Annotated in this window: 23 protein-coding genes and 1 tRNA gene; 11 read left to right on the top strand and 13 right to left on the bottom strand. The window is 63.5% G+C overall.

Annotated features, from left to right (window positions below):
• Positions 1 to 72 precede the first annotated feature (72 nt).
• Positions 73 to 1,059 (bottom strand): transcription initiation factor IIB, encoded by a 987-nt coding sequence (locus AArcSt11_RS05910; protein WP_250595428.1) that lies wholly within the window; start codon positions 1,057 to 1,059, stop codon positions 73 to 75.
• Between the two features lie 166 nt (positions 1,060 to 1,225).
• Here AArcSt11_RS05910 and gatC point away from each other — a divergent pair, with 166 nt between their 5' ends.
• Positions 1,226 to 1,504: an Asp-tRNA(Asn)/Glu-tRNA(Gln) amidotransferase subunit GatC gene (gatC, locus tag AArcSt11_RS05905; RefSeq protein ID WP_250595427.1), complete on the top strand. Its 279-nt coding sequence runs from the start codon at positions 1,226 to 1,228 to the stop codon at positions 1,502 to 1,504.
• Positions 1,501 to 2,766, top strand: coding sequence for an Asp-tRNA(Asn)/Glu-tRNA(Gln) amidotransferase subunit GatA (gene gatA / locus AArcSt11_RS05900; RefSeq protein WP_250595425.1), 1,266 nt, complete (start codon positions 1,501 to 1,503; stop codon positions 2,764 to 2,766). Before gatC ends, gatA begins: the two co-directional genes overlap by 4 nt.
• Positions 2,767 to 2,768: 2 nt before the next feature.
• Here the strand turns inward: gatA and AArcSt11_RS05895 are convergent, their stop codons facing one another.
• The gene (locus AArcSt11_RS05895) at positions 2,769 to 2,975 is read right to left on the bottom strand and encodes a hypothetical protein (protein WP_250595423.1); all 207 of its coding nucleotides are present in this window, start codon (positions 2,973 to 2,975) and stop codon (positions 2,769 to 2,771) included.
• A 106-nt stretch (positions 2,976 to 3,081) separates the two neighbouring features.
• On the opposite strand from AArcSt11_RS05895, the gene AArcSt11_RS05890 reads away from it, so the two are divergent.
• Complete coding sequence (locus AArcSt11_RS05890) at positions 3,082 to 3,984, top strand: alpha/beta fold hydrolase (protein WP_250595421.1); 903 nt, start codon at positions 3,082 to 3,084, stop codon at positions 3,982 to 3,984.
• 18 nt (positions 3,985 to 4,002) lie between these two features.
• On the opposite strand, the gene AArcSt11_RS05885 is transcribed toward AArcSt11_RS05890, so the two are convergent.
• The 4 genes from AArcSt11_RS05885 to AArcSt11_RS05870 all read right to left on the bottom strand — a co-directional run bounded on the left by AArcSt11_RS05885 (position 4,003) and on the right by AArcSt11_RS05870 (position 6,478).
• Positions 4,003 to 4,212 carry a hypothetical protein gene (locus AArcSt11_RS05885; RefSeq protein WP_250595419.1) on the bottom strand — a complete coding sequence of 70 codons (210 nt, stop codon included), beginning with the start codon at positions 4,210 to 4,212 and terminating at the stop codon, positions 4,003 to 4,005.
• A gap of 44 nt (positions 4,213 to 4,256) precedes the next feature.
• Positions 4,257 to 4,607, bottom strand: a complete 351-nt coding sequence (locus tag AArcSt11_RS05880; RefSeq protein WP_250595418.1) for a helix-turn-helix transcriptional regulator — start codon at positions 4,605 to 4,607, stop codon at positions 4,257 to 4,259.
• 94 nt (positions 4,608 to 4,701) lie between these two features.
• Positions 4,702 to 5,997: a hypothetical protein gene (locus AArcSt11_RS05875; RefSeq protein ID WP_250595417.1), complete on the bottom strand. Its 1,296-nt coding sequence runs from the start codon at positions 5,995 to 5,997 to the stop codon at positions 4,702 to 4,704.
• A 46-nt stretch (positions 5,998 to 6,043) separates the two neighbouring features.
• Positions 6,044 to 6,478: an acyl-CoA thioesterase gene (locus tag AArcSt11_RS05870; RefSeq protein WP_250595416.1), complete on the bottom strand. Its 435-nt coding sequence runs from the start codon at positions 6,476 to 6,478 to the stop codon at positions 6,044 to 6,046.
• 90 nt (positions 6,479 to 6,568) lie between these two features.
• Here AArcSt11_RS05870 and AArcSt11_RS05865 point away from each other — a divergent pair, with 90 nt between their 5' ends.
• The 3 genes from AArcSt11_RS05865 (at position 6,569) to AArcSt11_RS05855 (ending at position 8,700) form a co-directional block, all read left to right on the top strand.
• Positions 6,569 to 7,144: a class I SAM-dependent methyltransferase gene (locus tag AArcSt11_RS05865; RefSeq protein ID WP_250595414.1), complete on the top strand. Its 576-nt coding sequence runs from the start codon at positions 6,569 to 6,571 to the stop codon at positions 7,142 to 7,144.
• Between the two features lie 81 nt (positions 7,145 to 7,225).
• A complete protein-coding gene (locus tag AArcSt11_RS05860; protein ID WP_250595412.1) occupies positions 7,226 to 7,651 on the top strand; it encodes a DUF3054 domain-containing protein in 426 nt (141 codons plus the stop codon).
• Positions 7,652 to 7,701: 50 nt separating this feature from the next.
• On the top strand, positions 7,702 to 8,700 hold the full coding sequence (locus tag AArcSt11_RS05855; RefSeq protein ID WP_250595410.1) for an ornithine cyclodeaminase family protein: 999 nt from the start codon (positions 7,702 to 7,704) through the stop codon (positions 8,698 to 8,700).
• A 215-nt stretch (positions 8,701 to 8,915) separates the two neighbouring features.
• On the opposite strand, the gene AArcSt11_RS05850 is transcribed toward AArcSt11_RS05855, so the two are convergent.
• A tRNA-Glu gene (locus tag AArcSt11_RS05850) sits at positions 8,916 to 8,990 on the bottom strand.
• Positions 8,991 to 9,167: 177 nt separating this feature from the next.
• On the opposite strand from AArcSt11_RS05850, the gene AArcSt11_RS05845 reads away from it, so the two are divergent.
• From AArcSt11_RS05845 to AArcSt11_RS05835, 3 genes are all read left to right on the top strand, one after another.
• Positions 9,168 to 9,731, top strand: a complete 564-nt coding sequence (locus tag AArcSt11_RS05845; RefSeq protein ID WP_250595408.1) for a YeeE/YedE family protein — start codon at positions 9,168 to 9,170, stop codon at positions 9,729 to 9,731.
• A gap of 1 nt (position 9,732) precedes the next feature.
• Complete coding sequence (locus AArcSt11_RS05840; RefSeq protein ID WP_250595406.1) at positions 9,733 to 10,197, top strand: DUF6691 family protein; 465 nt, start codon at positions 9,733 to 9,735, stop codon at positions 10,195 to 10,197.
• 69 nt (positions 10,198 to 10,266) lie between these two features.
• Positions 10,267 to 11,001: a fumarylacetoacetate hydrolase family protein gene (locus AArcSt11_RS05835; RefSeq protein WP_250595403.1), complete on the top strand. Its 735-nt coding sequence runs from the start codon at positions 10,267 to 10,269 to the stop codon at positions 10,999 to 11,001.
• A gap of 6 nt (positions 11,002 to 11,007) precedes the next feature.
• Here the strand turns inward: AArcSt11_RS05835 and AArcSt11_RS05830 are convergent, their stop codons facing one another.
• Together AArcSt11_RS05830 and AArcSt11_RS05825 are read right to left on the bottom strand one after the other, a co-directional pair.
• Positions 11,008 to 11,760: a ribonuclease H-like domain-containing protein gene (locus AArcSt11_RS05830; RefSeq protein ID WP_250595401.1), complete on the bottom strand. Its 753-nt coding sequence runs from the start codon at positions 11,758 to 11,760 to the stop codon at positions 11,008 to 11,010.
• Positions 11,761 to 11,799: 39 nt separating this feature from the next.
• The gene (locus AArcSt11_RS05825) at positions 11,800 to 12,525 is read right to left on the bottom strand and encodes a hypothetical protein (protein WP_250595399.1); all 726 of its coding nucleotides are present in this window, start codon (positions 12,523 to 12,525) and stop codon (positions 11,800 to 11,802) included.
• Between the two features lie 119 nt (positions 12,526 to 12,644).
• On the opposite strand from AArcSt11_RS05825, the gene AArcSt11_RS05820 reads away from it, so the two are divergent.
• A complete protein-coding gene (locus tag AArcSt11_RS05820) occupies positions 12,645 to 12,935 on the top strand; it encodes a hypothetical protein (RefSeq protein WP_250595397.1) in 291 nt (96 codons plus the stop codon).
• On the opposite strand, the gene AArcSt11_RS05815 is transcribed toward AArcSt11_RS05820, so the two are convergent.
• Positions 12,929 to 13,303 (bottom strand): thioredoxin family protein, encoded by a 375-nt coding sequence (locus AArcSt11_RS05815; RefSeq protein ID WP_250595395.1) that lies wholly within the window; start codon positions 13,301 to 13,303, stop codon positions 12,929 to 12,931. The two genes, AArcSt11_RS05820 and AArcSt11_RS05815, sit on opposite strands and share 7 nt — an antisense overlap.
• Positions 13,304 to 13,399: 96 nt before the next feature.
• On the opposite strand from AArcSt11_RS05815, the gene AArcSt11_RS05810 reads away from it, so the two are divergent.
• Entirely contained in the window at positions 13,400 to 14,302 is a 903-nt protein-coding gene (locus AArcSt11_RS05810) for a PLP-dependent cysteine synthase family protein (protein WP_250595393.1), read from the top strand.
• Here AArcSt11_RS05810 and AArcSt11_RS05805 read toward each other — a convergent pair.
• The 3 genes from AArcSt11_RS05805 to AArcSt11_RS05795 form a co-directional block, all read right to left on the bottom strand.
• Positions 14,299 to 15,492, bottom strand: a complete 1,194-nt coding sequence (locus tag AArcSt11_RS05805) for a PQQ-dependent sugar dehydrogenase (RefSeq protein ID WP_250595392.1) — start codon at positions 15,490 to 15,492, stop codon at positions 14,299 to 14,301. The two genes, AArcSt11_RS05810 and AArcSt11_RS05805, sit on opposite strands and share 4 nt — an antisense overlap.
• Positions 15,493 to 15,563: 71 nt before the next feature.
• Positions 15,564 to 16,439 carry an alpha/beta fold hydrolase gene (locus AArcSt11_RS05800; RefSeq protein ID WP_250595391.1) on the bottom strand — a complete coding sequence of 292 codons (876 nt, stop codon included), beginning with the start codon at positions 16,437 to 16,439 and terminating at the stop codon, positions 15,564 to 15,566.
• A 28-nt stretch (positions 16,440 to 16,467) separates the two neighbouring features.
• Complete coding sequence (locus AArcSt11_RS05795; RefSeq protein WP_250595390.1) at positions 16,468 to 16,986, bottom strand: DUF5804 family protein; 519 nt, start codon at positions 16,984 to 16,986, stop codon at positions 16,468 to 16,470.
• Positions 16,987 to 17,014 lie beyond the last annotated feature (28 nt).

Below are 17,014 nucleotides of genomic sequence, written 5' to 3'. Positions count from 1 at the left end.
TCTCGCCTGGGGCAGGTGCCGTTTGTAGCCGTCGCTTTCGGCACGGGAGACCAGCGGAGAAGACGAACTCGCTCAGTCGGGGGCGTGACCGTCGGCTTCGAGCAGTTCGTGATACCGGTTCCGGATCGTCACTTCGGAGATGTTCGCCACCTCGCTGACCGTGTTCTGGGTCACTTTCTCGTTGACCAGAAGCGATGCGGCGTAGACGGCGGCGGCGGCGAGGCCGACCGGGCTCTTGCCGCTGTGGATCCCCTCTTTCTTGGCGGTTTTGAGCAGGTCGCGGGCGCGCCGTTCCGCTTCCTCCGTGATCTCCAGATCCGATGCGAACCGGGGGACGTACTGTTCGGGATCGGCGGGCTGGATCTCCAGGTTGAGTTCGCGGACGATATAGCGGTACGTCCTGGCGACTTCGGAACGATCGACCCGACTCACTGCGTTAATTTCGTCGAGGCTGCGTGGCGTTCCAGCCTGTCGGGCCGCGGCGTACAGCGACGCGGTCGCGACGCCCTCGATCGACCGGCCCGGGAGCAGATCCTCGTCGAGCGCACGCCGGTAGATGACACTCGCCGTCTCCCGGACGCTCTTTGGCAGGCCCAGCGCGCTGGCCATCCGATCGATTTCGCCCAGCGCCTGCTTGAGATTGCGTTCCTTTGCATCGCGGGTTCGGAACCGTTCGTTCCACGTTCGAAGCCGCTCCATCTTCTCGCGCTGGCGGGAAGAGAGCGACCGGCCATAGGCGTCCTTGTTCTGCCAGCCGATGTTCGTCGACAGTCCGTCGTCGTGCATCATCTTCGTCGTCGGTGCGCCGACGCGGGACTTCTGGTCCTTTTCTTTGGAGTCGAACGCACGCCACTCCGGGCCGCGGTCGATCTCGTCCTCGTCGACGACGAGACCACAATCGACACAGACGGTCTCACCGCGCTCCTCGTCGGAGACCAGTTGACCGTCACATTCCGGACAGTCCAGTCGTTCCTCGCCGTCTTCTCTAGTCTGTTCTTTCTTCTGTCTTCGCGCGTGCTCGCGCGTATTCGAGTGCTCTCGAATCGTAGTGTCAGTCATTGCTTTTGGGGGGTGACTGCGGGCGGAAAACGCTGTAATGCAATCTTCTGTTGCAACGTCAGCAACTTAAACCTACCGCGGTATGGACACACCCGCGCACGACCGATCGGCACGACCAAGTGGACGGATCGAAACCCTTACTCCCGATCCACCAGTGACCTCGTGTATGAGCGACCATCCCGCCGGACCCGACACCGTCCGTCACGTCGCGGAGCTCGCGCGGGTCGATCTCGACGACGACGAGGTCGACCAGTTCGCCGAGCAGTTCGCCGACATCCTCGACTACTTCGAGACGATCGAGGACGTGCCCGAGGTCGATCGGGAGGCCGAACTGGTAAACGTGATGCGACCGGACGAAGAGCGCGAAAGTCTGACACAGGAGGAAGCGCTGTCGAACGCCGAATCGAGTGAGGACGGCTACTTCAAGGGTCCGAACGTCTCATGACCGAGAACGTCTACATTACCGAAGAACGGATCGACGGTGAGGGTGAGGGGCAACTTGCAGGAAAAACCGTCGCGGTCAAGGACAACATCTCTACCGAGGGCGTCCGGACGACCTGTGGCTCCGCGATGCTCGACGAGTACGTCCCGCCCTACGACGCGACAGTCGTCGAACGTCTCAAAGAGGCGGGTGCGACGATCAACGGCAAGACGAACATGGACGAGTTCGGGATGGGGACGACGACCGAAACCTCCGCGTTCGGCGCGACCGACAACCCTGCCGCGCCGGGTCACGTCCCCGGTGGCTCCTCCGGCGGCTCTGCCGCCGCGGTCGCCGCTGGTGAGGCCGACCTTGCGCTGGGAACCGATACTGGCGGCTCGGTGCGTTGTCCCGCCGCCTTCTGTGGCGTCGTCGGCATCAAGCCCACATACGGGCTGGTCTCGCGGTACGGGCTGATCGCCTACGGCAACAGTCTGGAACAGGTTGGCCCGCTCGCCCCGAGCGTCGAGGGCGCCGCCGAACTGCTCGATGTCATCGCTGGCGAGGATCCCAACGACGCGACAACACGGGAGCGACCCGATACCGACTACGCCGCCGCAGCTGACGGCGATGTCGACGGACTCCGGATCGGCGTCCCGACCGAACTCGTCGAGGGGGCCGACGAGGGCGTCGTCGAGCAGTTCTGGAGTGCCATCGACAAACTCGAAGCGCAGGGCGCACGCTATCATGAAGTGAGCCTTCCCTCGGTCAAGCACGCCGTGGAAGCGTACTACGTGATCGCGATGTCGGAAGCCTCCTCGAACCTCGCCAGATTCGATGGCGTCCGGTACGGCCAGTCCGGCGGGTTCGACGGCAACTGGAACGAGGCGTTCTCGGCGGCACGACGCGAGGGCTTTGGCGACGAGGTAAAAAGACGCATCCTGCTTGGCACCTTCGCTCTGTCTGCGGGCTATCAGGACAAGTACTACAAGAAAGCCCAGGACGCCCGGGCGTGGGTCAAACAGGACTTCGACGAGGCACTGTCGGAGGCAGACGTCCTCGCCAGCCCGACCATGCCGATCACGCCCTTCGAGCTCGGCGAGAGTCTCGACGATCCGCTGAAGATGTACCTCGCCGATGCGAACACCACACCGGTCAACCTCGCCGACCTCCCCGCAATCTCTGTTCCGGCGGGCGAGGTCGACGGGCTGCCAGTCGGGATCCAGTTCGTCGGGCCTGCCTTTGGCGAAGAACAGATAATTCGCGCCGGATCGGCTCTGGACTAACCTCAGGCCGCTCGTTTTCGTCGCTGTTTTCGGATTCCCCGGACCGTCGCCTCCCCAAGCGCGGTCAGAACAACGAGAGCGAGAAACAGGCCGAGTTTCGATCGGAGCTTCGGTGGGGGTCGCTCCTCACCGTCATCAGCCGCTTCGGTTTCCGTCTCGTCCGTTTCAGCGCCCAGAAATCGCCTGAGAACGCCTGTATTCGATATCACGTCTGATGGTATGTGGTCCGATGGCTTAAGCCGCGCGACGGCTAAGCACGCCTACCAGCGCCGGACCGATCCGAACGCATTTATTGATATTCACAAAGTATGAGCTATGCGAACCGACGCGAGCCTGCTCGACGCTCCAGACGTCGAATCGACGACACGAACAGTCAACGGTGTCGACCTGCACGTCGTAGCTGCTGGTGATCCGGCGGACCCGCTCGTAGTCTTGCTCCACGGGTTTCCGGATTTCTGGTACGGCTGGCGCGAGCAGATCGAGCCGCTCGTCGACGCCGGATATCGGGTCGTCGTCCCGGACCAGCGCGGCTACAACCTGAGCGACTCGCCACGGGGTACCGATGCCTATCGGATCGATGACCTCACCGCGGATATCCGGGCGCTCATCGAGTCGGAGGGGCGAGAGTCCGCGCACGTTATCGGCCACGACTGGGGGGCAATCGTCGCCTGGGAGCTGGGGATCGATTATCCGTCCGTGGTCCACCGGCTTGGTATCATCAACGTCCCGCATCCGGCCGCGTTCCGTGAAGCACTGCGGTCCAGTGTGGAACAGTTCCGTCGGAGCTGGTACGTCTTCTTCTTCCAGCTCCCGGGACTTCCGGAATGGGCGCTCGCCCGCGACGAGTACCGACTGCTGAGCGACGCCCTGCTGGAGAGCGGCTCACCGACCGCGTTCTCACCCGTCGATATGGAGCGCTACCGTGCGAGCTGGCGGACCGCAGGCTCGCTGTCCGGTCTCATCAACTGGTACCGTGCGGCCGGACTTCACCCGACGGATCTACTCACGGGGAGCACGTCCGGCAGCGAGCAGGTCGACGCCCCGACGCTCATCATCTGGGGAGAACGAGATACCGCACTGATTCCAGATCTCGCACCGATGAGCCGCCAGTACTGCTCGAACGGTCGCGTCGAGCGTTTTCCGGAGGCGACCCACTGGGTCCATCAGGAGGAGTCCGAGGCAGTGACGGAGCTACTGATAGGACATCTACAAAAATGATTCGCAGGGCGGTAACCGCTACTCGTCGTCGCCGCGATTCCGGAGCCTTCTGAATGTAACGACTGTCACAACGGCAGCGAACGCGACACCGAGCGTCTTCTTGAGTTTGCCAAATCGTGATCCGCTCGATTCCTGTTCGTCTTTCTCGTCCGGTTCGGTCTGGGTTTCCTCGGCTTCTTCGGTTTCACTGCCCGACAGCGACGGGGTGCGTAATCGTTCTAGCGCCATACCTGTCAGTAGAGCGCGAGAGAATATAAAGCTACGAGCGCGGACTACTCCTCGTAGGCGAGGTTCATCATCCACTGCGAAAAGGCGTCACTCTGTGAATCGATCTCCTCCTCGCCGATAAACGGCGAGAGCATATCCCCCGCCATCAACAGCGCGAAGTCGAGATCCATCGCAGTCGGCGAGACGTAGTAGGTGTTGTGTCCCTCGTAGACCGTTTCCTCGCGGTCGACTAGCTCCTTTTCTGCGAGTGAATCGACGATCCGGCTTCCCTGTCGTGAGGAGACATCCAGTTCCTTCCAGAGATCGCTCTGGTGGATCCCGCCCGTCTCGCGGACCAGTTCGAGCCCCGCTCGCTCCTCTTCGGATAGCTCCGCTTCGGCGGTCGAGACGCTCATCGATATCGCCCCCACGAGTCGGAGAGATCTGACGGCATGTCCATATAATACGTACTGGGAGCGACGTGCTTAAAATTGGCCTTCCGGCCGGCCGTCAGATCCAGCCCATCAGCGTCGCGACGAGCAGGGCGACCCAGATGGTCGCACCGACTACCAGCCAGTCATTTGGCAACGTTTCGTTGTCCTGTCTGTTCGCACGGTCCGTCGCACCGATCGCGATCAACCCGAGCGCGAGCACGACGCCAGCGCGCTGGATCACGATCCCGATGGGTATCATGTCGACCGACAGCGCCAGAAGATCGAGCACGACGGCGGTTGCCAGTGCGCCTGCGGCGACGACCCCTGCGTCCATCCGTCTGGTCATCCGGCGGGCGGTCAGATACGTCACGGCGGGGATACCGATCGCGATGAAGGGGTACAGTACCATCGCGATGCCGTGCATCGAGAGCGCCGGGACGTACCACTCGAGCAGAATGCCGCTGACCCGGACCCCGAAATATAGCCCGACGATCGAACCAAACACCAGAAAGTGGTTCAGGGTCAACCGATCGTACGCCGCCCGGATGCGTTGTCGGTCGACCGAGTTCAGACGTCCCCACAGGGACAGCCCCGTGTCTCTGATCCGCTGGCGACCGAGCGCACCCATCAGCAGCAACGGCATCACCCACGCGAGTTCGACGACGGTCATCCACCCGTCGTTGTCGTACGGCTCGTCGTTCCCGACGTGCTTCCGCCAGACGTCGTCGACGAACTCCTGTTGCATGAAGTCCTGCTCTACTCGAGTCTGGGCCTCGTCATTGCCGTGGACCGCGTGACGTAGCGTGAACCAGTCGAAGTGCTCGTCGTGGGCCTGCATGATCACCCACTCGTCGTCCTGATGGGGGGCTTCGTACATCCGGATGTGGTACCGGTGGCCGTAGTAATCGCCGAAGTGGACCTGTGCCGACTCGGTGACGAACTCGGCGTCGTTGCCCCGGGCCGTGTCGTCGATGTACGCGTACCGGGTCGCACCACCGGCTTCGTCCCATTCCATCGACGTCCCGTCGGTGGTGTTGATCTGGATCTGATCGGCGGAGAGCTCTTCGGGACCGAGTTCGTGTTCGTGTCCGTCGGTCACGTTCCAGTCCCCATCGTCCGCCATTATCTGGAGCGTCGTGTCCAGATCCGCACGGACGACCACGTTGATTGAGCTTCCCTTCCGATGTTCTTCGGCCGCACTCAGATAGGGGTAGAAACTGCTCTCGCTGCCTTCAAGCTGGACGAGTTCCGGTTCTTCGTCCTCTTGTGGCGCGATCAGATCGGCTGTCGGCGGTGCGATAAACGACATCGCCGCCGAGACGCCAACCGCTATTACGATCACTGCCAGGGCGATACTGACTGTTCGTTTCACTACCCTCGGATTACCATCAGGAAATCATATATCTATTGGCTTTCTGTCAGGGGTCGTATTCGAGCGCACGCTGGTGCAACTCCTCGCCGCGCTCGGACTCGACGGTCAACTCCGGTACTTCGGTCGGGGAACCGTTCTCCAGTGCGACGAACACGAAATTGGATTCGGTCGTCTGTTCGCACTCGCCCGTGCGGGGGTTCTCACGATAGGTTCGCAGGTGGACCTGGACGCTGGTCCGACCGGCCGAATACACGTACGCCTCGACGAGCACGTTATCACCGATCGGGATCGAGCGCTGGAAGTCGAGCTCGTCGACGTTCGCCGTCACACAGGAGTGGCCGGCAAAGCGCATCGCAGACATCGCGCCCACTTCGTCCATCCATTTCATTACGTTCCCCCCGTGTGCGGTCTCGTAGTTGTTCGCGTGGTTGGGCTGGACGCGATACCTGTTCTCGATGTAGGTGTCCATCAGCGTTGGCATGTCGATTCGTAGACTGCGGGATGACAAGAGTCCGTGGGTCCGAATATTGCCCGGACACTGTTTTTTGTATAATGGGGGCCTAAACCGAATATGACCGGATCCAGCGACGTGAGGCATTTCGACATCTTCGCCGGGTTCTACGATCTGTTCATGCCGAAAGCCGACCCGGACGTCCTGTCTCGCGGGCTGGCACTTGCTGAACACGAGGGTACGACCGGACTGGATGTCGGGGGCGGCACCGGGCGAGCCGCCCGTGCGATCCCGGACATGGACTGGACCGTCGTGGATGCCTCCGGAGGGATGCTCGCCGAAGCGGCTGCTGCCGGAATCCCGGGCGTCCGTGGCGACGCCGCACGATTGCCGGTCGTCGACGAGTCGGTCGAGGCTGTCACGATCGTCGATGCACTCCATCACATCGGCCGATCGCGCGAGGCGATCGCAGAGGCGGTTCGTGTGCTCGCGCCCGGCGGCGTGCTGGTGATTCGCGAGTTCGACCCGACCACGATCCGCGGTCGAGCGCTCGTGGCGGGCGAACACCTGATCGGCTTCGATTCGACGTTTTTCGGCCCCGACGAGCTGGCGGGGATGCTCGACGATGCGGGACTACAGGTGAGCGTCCCCGAGCGTGGCTTCGGCTACACGGTGGCGGGCGTTAAGCCCCAGTGAGGCCGAACCGCATCCGGCAACACGGACCGGGTGTGACAGAATTCCAGTACGCCCATATCCACCGAGTCGCAACTGATGAGTATGTCCACACTTGCACCCCGGCTCGGGGACGTCCCGGACGAGACGCGACAGTTCGCCGTGCTCGCTGGTGACCTGCTGGTCGTATCGCTGGTCGTCGCGGGCGGTATTGTGGAGCACCACGGTCTGGCGGGCCTCACGGACCCCTTTACCACCCTCGAGACGGTCATCCCGTTTGCCGTCGGCTGGCTGCTCTGTGCTGGCATCGCGGGGCTCTACCGCCCGGACGTGTTGACGGATCCACGGGTCGCCGCCCGGCACACTACTCTTACCGCACTCGCCGCGGTCAACGTCGGTCTCCTCTTGCGCGCGTCACCGTACTTCGCGGGCGGCACGGCGTGGCCGTTCCCGCTCGTTATGACCGGGACCGTCCTCGTCGTCGTGGTTCCGTGGCGACTCGTCCTCGTGCGCCTGTTCGGTGGAGAGTGACCGTCTGATACAGCAGAGCACTCTTTTCGATTGCGGTCCTACTGACACACATGACCGAGGCACTGTTCCTCTCCAGCAGCGACGTGGACGGGCTAGCGACTCCCACCGAGTTCGTCGATGCTGTCCGGGACGGCTACCGACAGCACGGCGAGGGCGCTCCCGCACGTCCACGAACCAAACTGCTCCGACGCGATCCGCCGGGGATGCTCACCGATTATGCCGCCGTGCTCCCCGATACCGGCGTGATGGGCGGGTATATGTACGCCGCAGGCTTCGGCCAGCGGGACGCCTGGTTCATGACGCCGCTGTTCGACGCCGAAACCGGGGAACCCCTCGCGGTTCTCGATGGCGCGAGCATGAACCCGTTCAAGACCGGCGCGGCGGGCGCGGTCGGCGTCGACGCACTGGCCCGGCAGGACGTCGAGACGCTAGCAGTTATCGGGAGCGGGCCGCAGGCGCGCGGTCAGCTCCGGGCAACGGTGACAGTCCGGGAGTTCGAGCGTGTGGACGTGTTCTCACCGACCCGCGAACATCGCGAGTCGTTCGCCGCGGAGATGGACGATCTACTCGATCCCGTCGTTCAGGCGGTCGAGTCCAGCGCGGCCGCGGTCGAGGGTGCTGATGTGGTCATCACCGCGACAAACGCAAGCCAGCCAGTCTTTGACGGCGACCTGTTAGAGCCAGGCACGCACGTCACCGCGATGGGCCAGTATAGCGCCGACAAGCAGGAACTCGACGCCACGACGATCGAGCGCGCGACGTATGTCCCCGACCTCCGCGAACGAACTGAGATCGACGCCGGGTCGTTCCTCCACGCGGTCGAGTCGGGAGCCGTCAACGAAGACCACGTCCACGCAGAACTGGGTGAGATCGTTGCCGGGAAAACGGAGGGACGTACCGCTGCGGACGAGATTACGCTCTTCGACAGCGGCGGAACCGGCATCGAGACCGTCGCTGGTGGCGCACTGGTCTACGAGCGGGCTCGCGAGGCTGGGCTGGGCACCGAGATCGAGTTTGCCCCGGCGAGCGAGGCACTCACAGGGCGGTGATCGTTTCGGCTCTCCACTGTATCGCGGCACACAGTCGGCCAGAACTGCTCCGTCTGGGATTTGAACTCGATGGCAAACGCTCGCTTCGCTCGAGAGTTGAGATTGGGACAGGTGCTCCGTCTGGGATTTGAACTCGATGGCGAGACTCGCTGGTGCTCGTCTCGCGTAGTTCAAATCCCAGAACGTGCGCGCTTCGCTCACTGCGTTCGCTGTAGTGCTCCGTCTGGGATTTGAACCCAGGTCATCGGCTCGAAAGGCCGAAATGATTGGCCGGACTACACCAACGGAGCGCACTTCGCTCGTACGAAGCGTATCTTCGAGTTGCTGGCTATTTCGCTTAAACCTGTCGTTACGGGGTCGCCGTGTGAACCTCTTTCGCGGGTCTGTCTCCCGATCCTGACGCTTCCCAGCGGATCGGAACCGACATACGGAACGCGCACGTTGTACCCCTCACTCAGTATTCACGCATGATCGACCCACTCCTGGCCACACTCACGTTCGAGACACTGTTTCCGAACCACATCTGGCACTACCTGATCGGCGGCATCTTCATCGGGCTCGGCGTCTCGGTGATCTACCTCGGAACGGGCATCACCGCGGGCGCGAGCACGTTTCTGGAGTCGACGCTGTCGTACACCTCCAGGCTCCCCCGATTACAACAGCACCGGTTCGTCACTTCGCGTGATTGGCGCGTTGTGTTTACTCTGGGGATCGTCATCGGCGCGGGCATCTACGCGCTCACTTTCCAGTCCGGTCTGCTCACGAGTTCGCTCCACCAGCCCGCAACGGCGGGCCAACTGCAGGACGTCGGCGGCGTGACGATCTGGACGACCGAGGTTAGCTGGTGGCGGCTACTCGGTGGCGGCGTCCTGATCGGGATCGGAACGCGGCTCGGAAAGGGCTGTACCTCGGGTCACGGAGTCTGTGGCGTCGGCTCGCTCTCACAGACCTCAATCGCCAACGTCGCGACGTTCATGGTCGTGGCCATCGGGACCGCACTGCTCGTTGGGGCTGCGGGGGTGAGTCCGTAGGATGACGAACGACGAGCAAAGCGGCGCGTTCGTGGCGCTAATTTTCGTCGGCGGCATCCTCTTTGGCTTTGGGCTTGGCTTCAGCCATATGGCTCAGCCCGAGGTCGTTCTCTCCTTCCTCCAGCTAGTTGACCTCGGACTCGTCTTCGTGATGGGCGGCGCGGCGACGGTGACGGCGGGAACCATCTTCCTCGCGATGCGGTTCCGCGAGAACGCCCCACTGACCGGGCGGCCGTACGAACGTCGCCTCAAGTCGATGGACGGCAACGTCCTTTCCGGCGGGTCGATCTTCGGCGTCGGCTGGGGGCTCTCGGGCATCTGTCCCGGCGCGGCCTACGCCAGCCTCGGGGTCGGTAACTACCCGATCCTGATCGGCGTCGCTGGAATGTTTATCGGCGCGTACCTGCAGGCGTACTGGCGCTCGATGCGCGCTGAATCCGGGGCTGCTGCGGTCGGCGCTGACTGACACGACTGTACGTTTCGGCCGACCTGACGACTTCTGAAGATTTAACGCCCACCACGACAAGACACCGGTATGAGAACGATCCGCTTTCGTGATCCTGCGGGCTCGATCCGCCGCGGCGAGCTCACCGACGACGGGATCGTCGCGTTCGGCGACAGCAGCTACGACGCGTCAGCCGTCGACATCCTCCCGCCGTCGACACCGGACAAGGTAGTCTGTATCGGCAGAAACTACGCCGACCACGCCGCCGAGCGTGGCGAGGACGTGCCGGACCGGCCGCTGCTCTTCCTGAAGCCCCCGAACACGCTGGCGGGCCACGGCGATACGGTGACGCTCCCGGCCGGGAAAGAGAAGATCGAACACGAGGCCGAACTCGGCGTCGTGATCGGCGAGCAGTGCCGGGACGTCGATGCCGCGGACGCGATGGATATCGTCGAGGGCTGTACGATCGTCAACGACATCTCGAACCGCGACGACCAGCGTCGCGAGACAAACTGGGTCAGGGGGAAGGCGTTCGACGGCGCGGCGCCGATCGGTCCAGTCGTTGCCGACCCCGAACACGTACCCGAAGACGCCCGGATTCGGCTCTGGGTCGACGGCGAACTCAGGCAGGACTCGACGCGTGATCGCCTGATCTTCTCGATTCCCGAACTGATCGAGGAGATTACGACGTACATGACGCTTGAACCGGGCGACGTGATCTCGACCGGGACGCCCGAGGGTGTCGGGCCGCTCACGGATGGGGATCGCGTCGAAATAGAGATCGAGGGGATCGGACGGCTCGAACACGGCGTCGAGCAGGATTGAACGGAATCAGGGCTGCTGGCAGGCCGTCTCGAAGACATCCCGGTGGAGCTCCTCGGAGACCGTCTCCATCAGCGACTGGAGATTCACAGCGTCGTCGCGGTTGTACGAGACCAGCGTCTCCAGGGAGTCCTCGTTGCCGCGCTCGTACTCGTGCCACAGGCGGACCGCGTCTTTTCCTGATATATCCGGCTCGCCTCGCTCGACACCCACGTCCCCTTCGATCTGTTTGAGCCCGCCGGAGTAGCCCAGCTGTCGACACGGGTACATCAGGTCGACGTGAGGAACGTCCAGATCGACGCCGAAGGAGGTTTCGAGGAAGGGTACGTCGAAGCGTTTCCCGTTGAACGTCACCATCAGTTTGGCGTCTTCGAACTGGCGATCGATCCGTTCGGCGGTGAGGTCTTCACCCTGCACGAGCGTCGTCGTCTCGCCGTCCCGGTGGAAGCTCACGGTCGTCACGCGGTCGCGATGGTGGTCCAGTCCGGTGGTCTCGATGTCGAAAAAGCAGGTGTCATCGCGGAAGTTCTCGTAGAGCCGCCAGCGTTCGCCCGCGGGCAGGCTTTGGTCGAAGAAGCTCACGTCGCCGTCGTCGAGATGCGTCCACGCCTCGTTGATGAACGTCTCGATACGATCCGCGCGCGTCGGGCCGACGACCGAGCCGTCGAACTCGTCCCAGTGTGTGATCCCGTTCGACCAGAGCTTTCGTTCGGTCGACTCGCCGATACCCCGGACCGGGATGAAGCTATTCTCGATTCGCACGACAGAACGATGGGGATGGGTGGTTGTAAACCCTTCCAGTCACGTCCAGTCGTCGGCGTCTGTCGGACTGACCGCCCAGTCGCTGGTTCGTATCCGGGCCTCTTTCGCGTGATCGGTCAGCGAGAGACGGTGGCGACGCCGGACGACAGCGACCGGGTGTTCGTACCCGTTCTCGTCTGCGAGCCGCTTGATCTCCGAGAACAGTCGTCCGGACTGGCGTTCGAGTGTGGATCCGAGATACGCCAGAATGTACGCGCCCGCCAGCCCAAGAGCAGCGACAGCAAAGAGGACACCACCTATTCCGGGTGAGAGTAGCCCGTACACCGCCGCGACGAACAGGAGTAGCGTCACGATCCAGCCCCCCACGTGCCAGATATGTGGCACCGCACCGACGGCTGCGAGCGGCGACTGCCCCACGAAATGGACCGGGATCGACCGACCCGCCGAGATATCCGTAACCGCTTGCTGGTCGAACGACCGATCCGTCGTCCCGTAGCTCAGATAGTCACTGGTCAGGGCGATTGCCGAGGCGATGCCGAGCAGTGCCAACGCGGGGTTGCGTGCGTATGCACTCCATCGTGCTCGCCGGGAGAGCGCCCCCGTCGGGCGGTCGATGATGATCGCGTCCGCATCCTCCGGAACGGCATCGGGAAGCTCCTCGGGTAACCCGCTGTCGCCGCGGTCCACGCCGAGAACCGTCAGCGTCACGGGATCATCGACGGTCTCGGCACGGTCAGGCCACGGGCCATCGGAGCGAGTGGACATTCAGTTGGTCGAGTGTGGGTTGTGGTCGTAATTAAATGCTCCCGTCCGGCGTGACAGAGAAACGCTACGCTTACCCGTACTCTTTGCATGGCTTCCGATAATGAACCGAGTGTGGAACGATGAGTGATGGTTCGGACTCGTGGTGGGCCATCACGGGCAACACGCCCGGCGAGCGCATGCGCAACGGATGGCTCCAGATCCTGCTACTCGCTGGGGTTGTCTGGTTCGGCGCGCTCGTCGTCTACAACGTCGTCTCCGTCCTTATCGATCCGATCACCGCCACCGCGGTGTTACTCGTCGGCGGTCTGTTCGTCGGATTCAAACTCAAAGACTGGCTAGTCAATCCGGAGGACAACGACGATCAGAACGCGACCGAACCGACGACAGACAGCGAGTCAGCCGATCAGTGAGCCAGTTCGGACTCGCGTAGCTGGTCGGCGAGATAGATCGCCGCGGGCACTGCCTCTTCTTCTTCGAACCGTGTGACCTCCTCGCCGTCGCGTTCGACGACGATCGTCGCGATCAGTTCGACCTCGTACTCCTCGGTGAGCGGTCCGTCCTTGTCCCGGTCGACCTCGTACTGCTCGATCCGATCCTCATCCACGCCTGCAGCGTCGAGCGCGGCCGCGAAGTCAGGGAGTTCGGCCCGGCAGTCCTTGCACCAGTCCGCGCCCCAGATCTTGAACGTCAGATCGTCGAGCTGTTCGAGTACGTCGACCGTCTCGGCGTGTGCCTCGGCGTCCCACGTCGGCGTGGGCTCCATGGTTTCGAGACTCATACACCGCCATTCGCACCGGACCGATATAACGACCGCGCTCCGGCGGAGCGGCCGATCCGCGTACTCTTTAGGCCTTGCCCGTCAACGGGTCGATAAATGAAGACGAGCATCCTCGAGACGATCGGGTCGCCGCTCGTGGCGGTCGACGCGCCGGAGGGCGCGACGCTTGCGGCGAAGATCGAGTCGTTCAACCCCGGCGGGTCAGCAAAGGACAGGCCCGCACTGGCGATGGTTCGTGCTGCCGAGGACGCCGGTGCGATCGAACCGGGAGACGCCCTCGTCGAGCCGACCAGTGGGAACACGGGGATCGGTCTCGCACTGGTCGCCGCGGCGAGGGGCTACGACTTGACGCTCGTGATGCCGGACGGCAAATCGAAGGAGCGTCGACAGATCATGCGCGCGTACGGCGCTGACATCGAACTCGTCGACGGTGACATCTCCGCGGCACGCGAGCGGGCCGACGAACTCGAAGCGGCCGGAGCCACCCAGCTGGGACAGTTCGAGAACCCGGCCAATCCCAACTCGCACTACGAAACGACGGGCGTGGAGATCCTCGAACAGGTCGGCGACCGGGAGATCGACGCCTTCGTCGCGGGCGTCGGCACCGGCGGGACGATCAGCGGGACGGGACGACGGCTCCGCGAAGCGTTCCCCAACCTGAAGATTGTCGCCGTCGAACCCGAGGAAAACGCCGTACTTTCCACAGGCGAGTCGGGCCACGACGACTTCCAGGGAATGGGTCCGGGCTTTATCAGCGAGAACCTCGACACTGACCTGCTCGACGACGTGGAGACAGTCTCGATCGAGGGGGCCGAAGCCGAATGTCGCCGCCTCGCACGCGAGGAGGGGATCTTCGTCGGCCAGTCCAGCGGTGGGACGAACCTCGTGGCGAAACGGGTCGCCGAGCGACTGGTCGAGGAGGGTGTCGAGGATCCGCTGGTCGTTACCGTCTACTGGGACAGCGGCGAGCGGTATATGTCGACTGGGATGTTCGATTAATCGGGCACGAGACGGACGAGCGGCGCGTCACCGTCGTCGACGAGCACGTAGAGGTGGCCGGTCCCGGGATGGACGTCGACGTCCCGGATTCGCCAGCCGTGATCTGCCAGCAGCGGGTCGAGTTCCCGCACATCGCGGCCGTCAACCGCAAAGCGACCGAGATACTGTCCGGCGAGATTGCCGACGAACAGGTTACCCTGCCAGTCCGGGAACGCTTCGCCATCGTAAAACGTCATTCCTGCAGGCGGGAAGCCGCCGGAGCCACACTCCCAGTAGTATACCGGCTCGACTACGTCCTCGCGCTCGTCGGGTCGGTCCCCCACCGGTTCGTCGGTGTTGTACTCGCAGCCGTAGCTCGCGACCGGCCAGCCGTAGTTCCCGCCAGCCTCGACGATATTTAGCTCGTCACCGTCCTCCTCGCCGTGCTCACTCTGCCAGATTTCGCCTGTTTCGGGGTGAACTGTCATTCCCTGTGCGTTCCGATGACCATAGCTGAAGATCGCATCCCGAACGTTGGGGTCGTCGACGAATGGGTTGTCGTCCGGAATCGAGCCATCCGGATCGAGCCGGAGCGTCGCCCCGAGTTCGTTCGTCGTATCCTGTGACACGTGCTCCGGGCCGAAGTCCTTGAACTGCCGGTCGCCGGTGGTGACGTAGACTGCCCCGTCCTCACCGAACACGACCCGCGAGCCGTAGTGATTGCTCCTGTCGAGAAACGGCTCGGCGGCGTGGAGGCGCTCGAACTCGGCAAGTGCTTCCGCGTCGGGATCGAGGCGGCCACGACCGACCATCGTCGCTGTGTCGCCGTTCTCGTCGCTCCCTGCATAGGTTAGATAGAGCCAGTCCGATTCCGGATAGTCCGGATGAAGGGCGACATCGAGCAGCCCGCCCTGTCCCGCCGTCGAGACCTCCGGAGCGCCGTCGATCGGCTCGGCCGATTCGGCGTCGAGGTCGACAAGCAGCAGCGCGCCGTCGCGCTCCGTGACGACAGCACGGTTTCCGGGCAGGAACTCCATTCCCCAGGGATGGACGAGACCGTCGACGATGGTTTCGGCGGTTGCTCCCTCGATTGCCGGGGATTCGGCAGGGCCGTAACAGCCCGCGAGACCGACTACGGCCCCGACTCCGCATGCCCGAAGCAGCGTCCGCCGATCGACTGGACCATGCCAACCGGGAGTGTTGTCTGTCATCTGTTCTCGTCGGCGATAGCGGCGGCGGACGGATGAACCCCTCGCCGGGCTGGGCATCGGAAGGCTACGGGTTAGAGGAACTCGACCAGCACGTCGTGGAACGCGTCTGGACGCTCGCGAGGTGGCCAGTGTCCGCATCGCTCGATCACTTCGAGCGTTGCGTCGGGGATCGACGTGGCGGCCGTCTCCGACCACTCGACCGGGACGAGCGGGTCCTCCGCACCGTGTACGAGCAGCGTTGGAATCCGGAGTTCGGAGAGCCGATCCGAGTAGTCCGTCCGGACGCCGTCGGGTCGGAACTCCTCGCGCATGAACGAGAAGAAGGCACTTCCTGCACCCGGCTGTCGGAGTCGCTCGTTTACCTCTCGGACGAACCCATCGTCGAGCGCTGCGGGGTCGTTGACGAACTCGCCGATCGCGAGCCGGGTCCCCGCTTCAGTGGCCGCAGCGAACTGCCGCCCGAACAGATTCGCGAAGGGCGTGTTTGCCAGCAGGTACGAACCGGTTCCGCCGGGGACTGCATCACGGAGTCCATAGCTGTCGACGAGCACGAGCCGTGAGACTCGTTCCGGGGCGTCGAGCGCGTAGCCCAGCGCGGCGCTCCCGCCCATCGAGATCCCCACTAGTACCGCTCTGTCGAGGTCTAGCGCGTCCAGAAAGCCCGAGAGCACGCTGACGTAGTACTCGGTCGTCGTCTCTTTCGGGTCGTCGCTCTCGCCGTAGCCCGGCCAGTCGGGTGCGTAGACGCGTCGTCCACAGTCGTTTGCGAGGAATTCAATGGTGTGTTTCCAGGAAAGTGCGGCGTCGTCGATCCCGCTCCCGTGGAGCAGGACGATCGGCGGCTCCTCGGGGGCGTTGCCAACCCCGGCTTCGAGATAATGGATGCGCTGCTCGTCGACGGTGGCGTATCGGGCGTTCGCCGCGGGGACGCGCTCGCTCGCGATCATCCTGACTCCCTTCGCTCGGCCCGGGTCGTCACAGCTCGAACTCCGACTCCGAAACGCGGACGACGACTGTCTCCTCGACATCGCGCAGGTCGTACTCGGGGTGGTCGCCGTCGCTCCGCCGGACGTAGAGCGGTTCGACAAGCTGTGGCTTCCGCTCGGTCTGGACCGCGCCGCCGCCGTCGCTTGCCGTCTCGTCAGCCTCTGTGCCGTCCGCTGTTTCGACGCCGTAGAGCTTCAGATACGTACCCGTCTCCTCGGGGGCGATTCGATTCGACCGAACGGCCTCGGCGAGGTCGCGGGAGAGCCATTCGTCCTCGCTGATCGACGGTTCCCTGACGAGGACGGTATCGACAAAGCGGACGAGATACCAGTTGAGGTCGTTCAGCAGCGAGATCGCAGCGCCGACGCTGACGGTGTCGAGCGCGACGGTATTTTCGAACGGTTCGGAGAGGTCGTACGTCGAGAGGGCCTCCCGGGACGTCTCACGCGAGAGCAGTTCGTACTTGAGGACGACGTCCGGGGAGCCAACGAGACAGACGCGGGTCACTATCGGGGTCTGGGAGTCGGGGGGTATT

It is taken from the genome of Natranaeroarchaeum aerophilus (assembly GCF_023638055.1).
Classification (GTDB): domain Archaea; phylum Halobacteriota; class Halobacteria; order Halobacteriales; family Natronoarchaeaceae; genus Natranaeroarchaeum; species Natranaeroarchaeum aerophilum.
The sequence above is the reverse complement of the archived record's forward strand: the minus strand, read 5'-3'. Positions and strand labels throughout refer to the sequence as shown.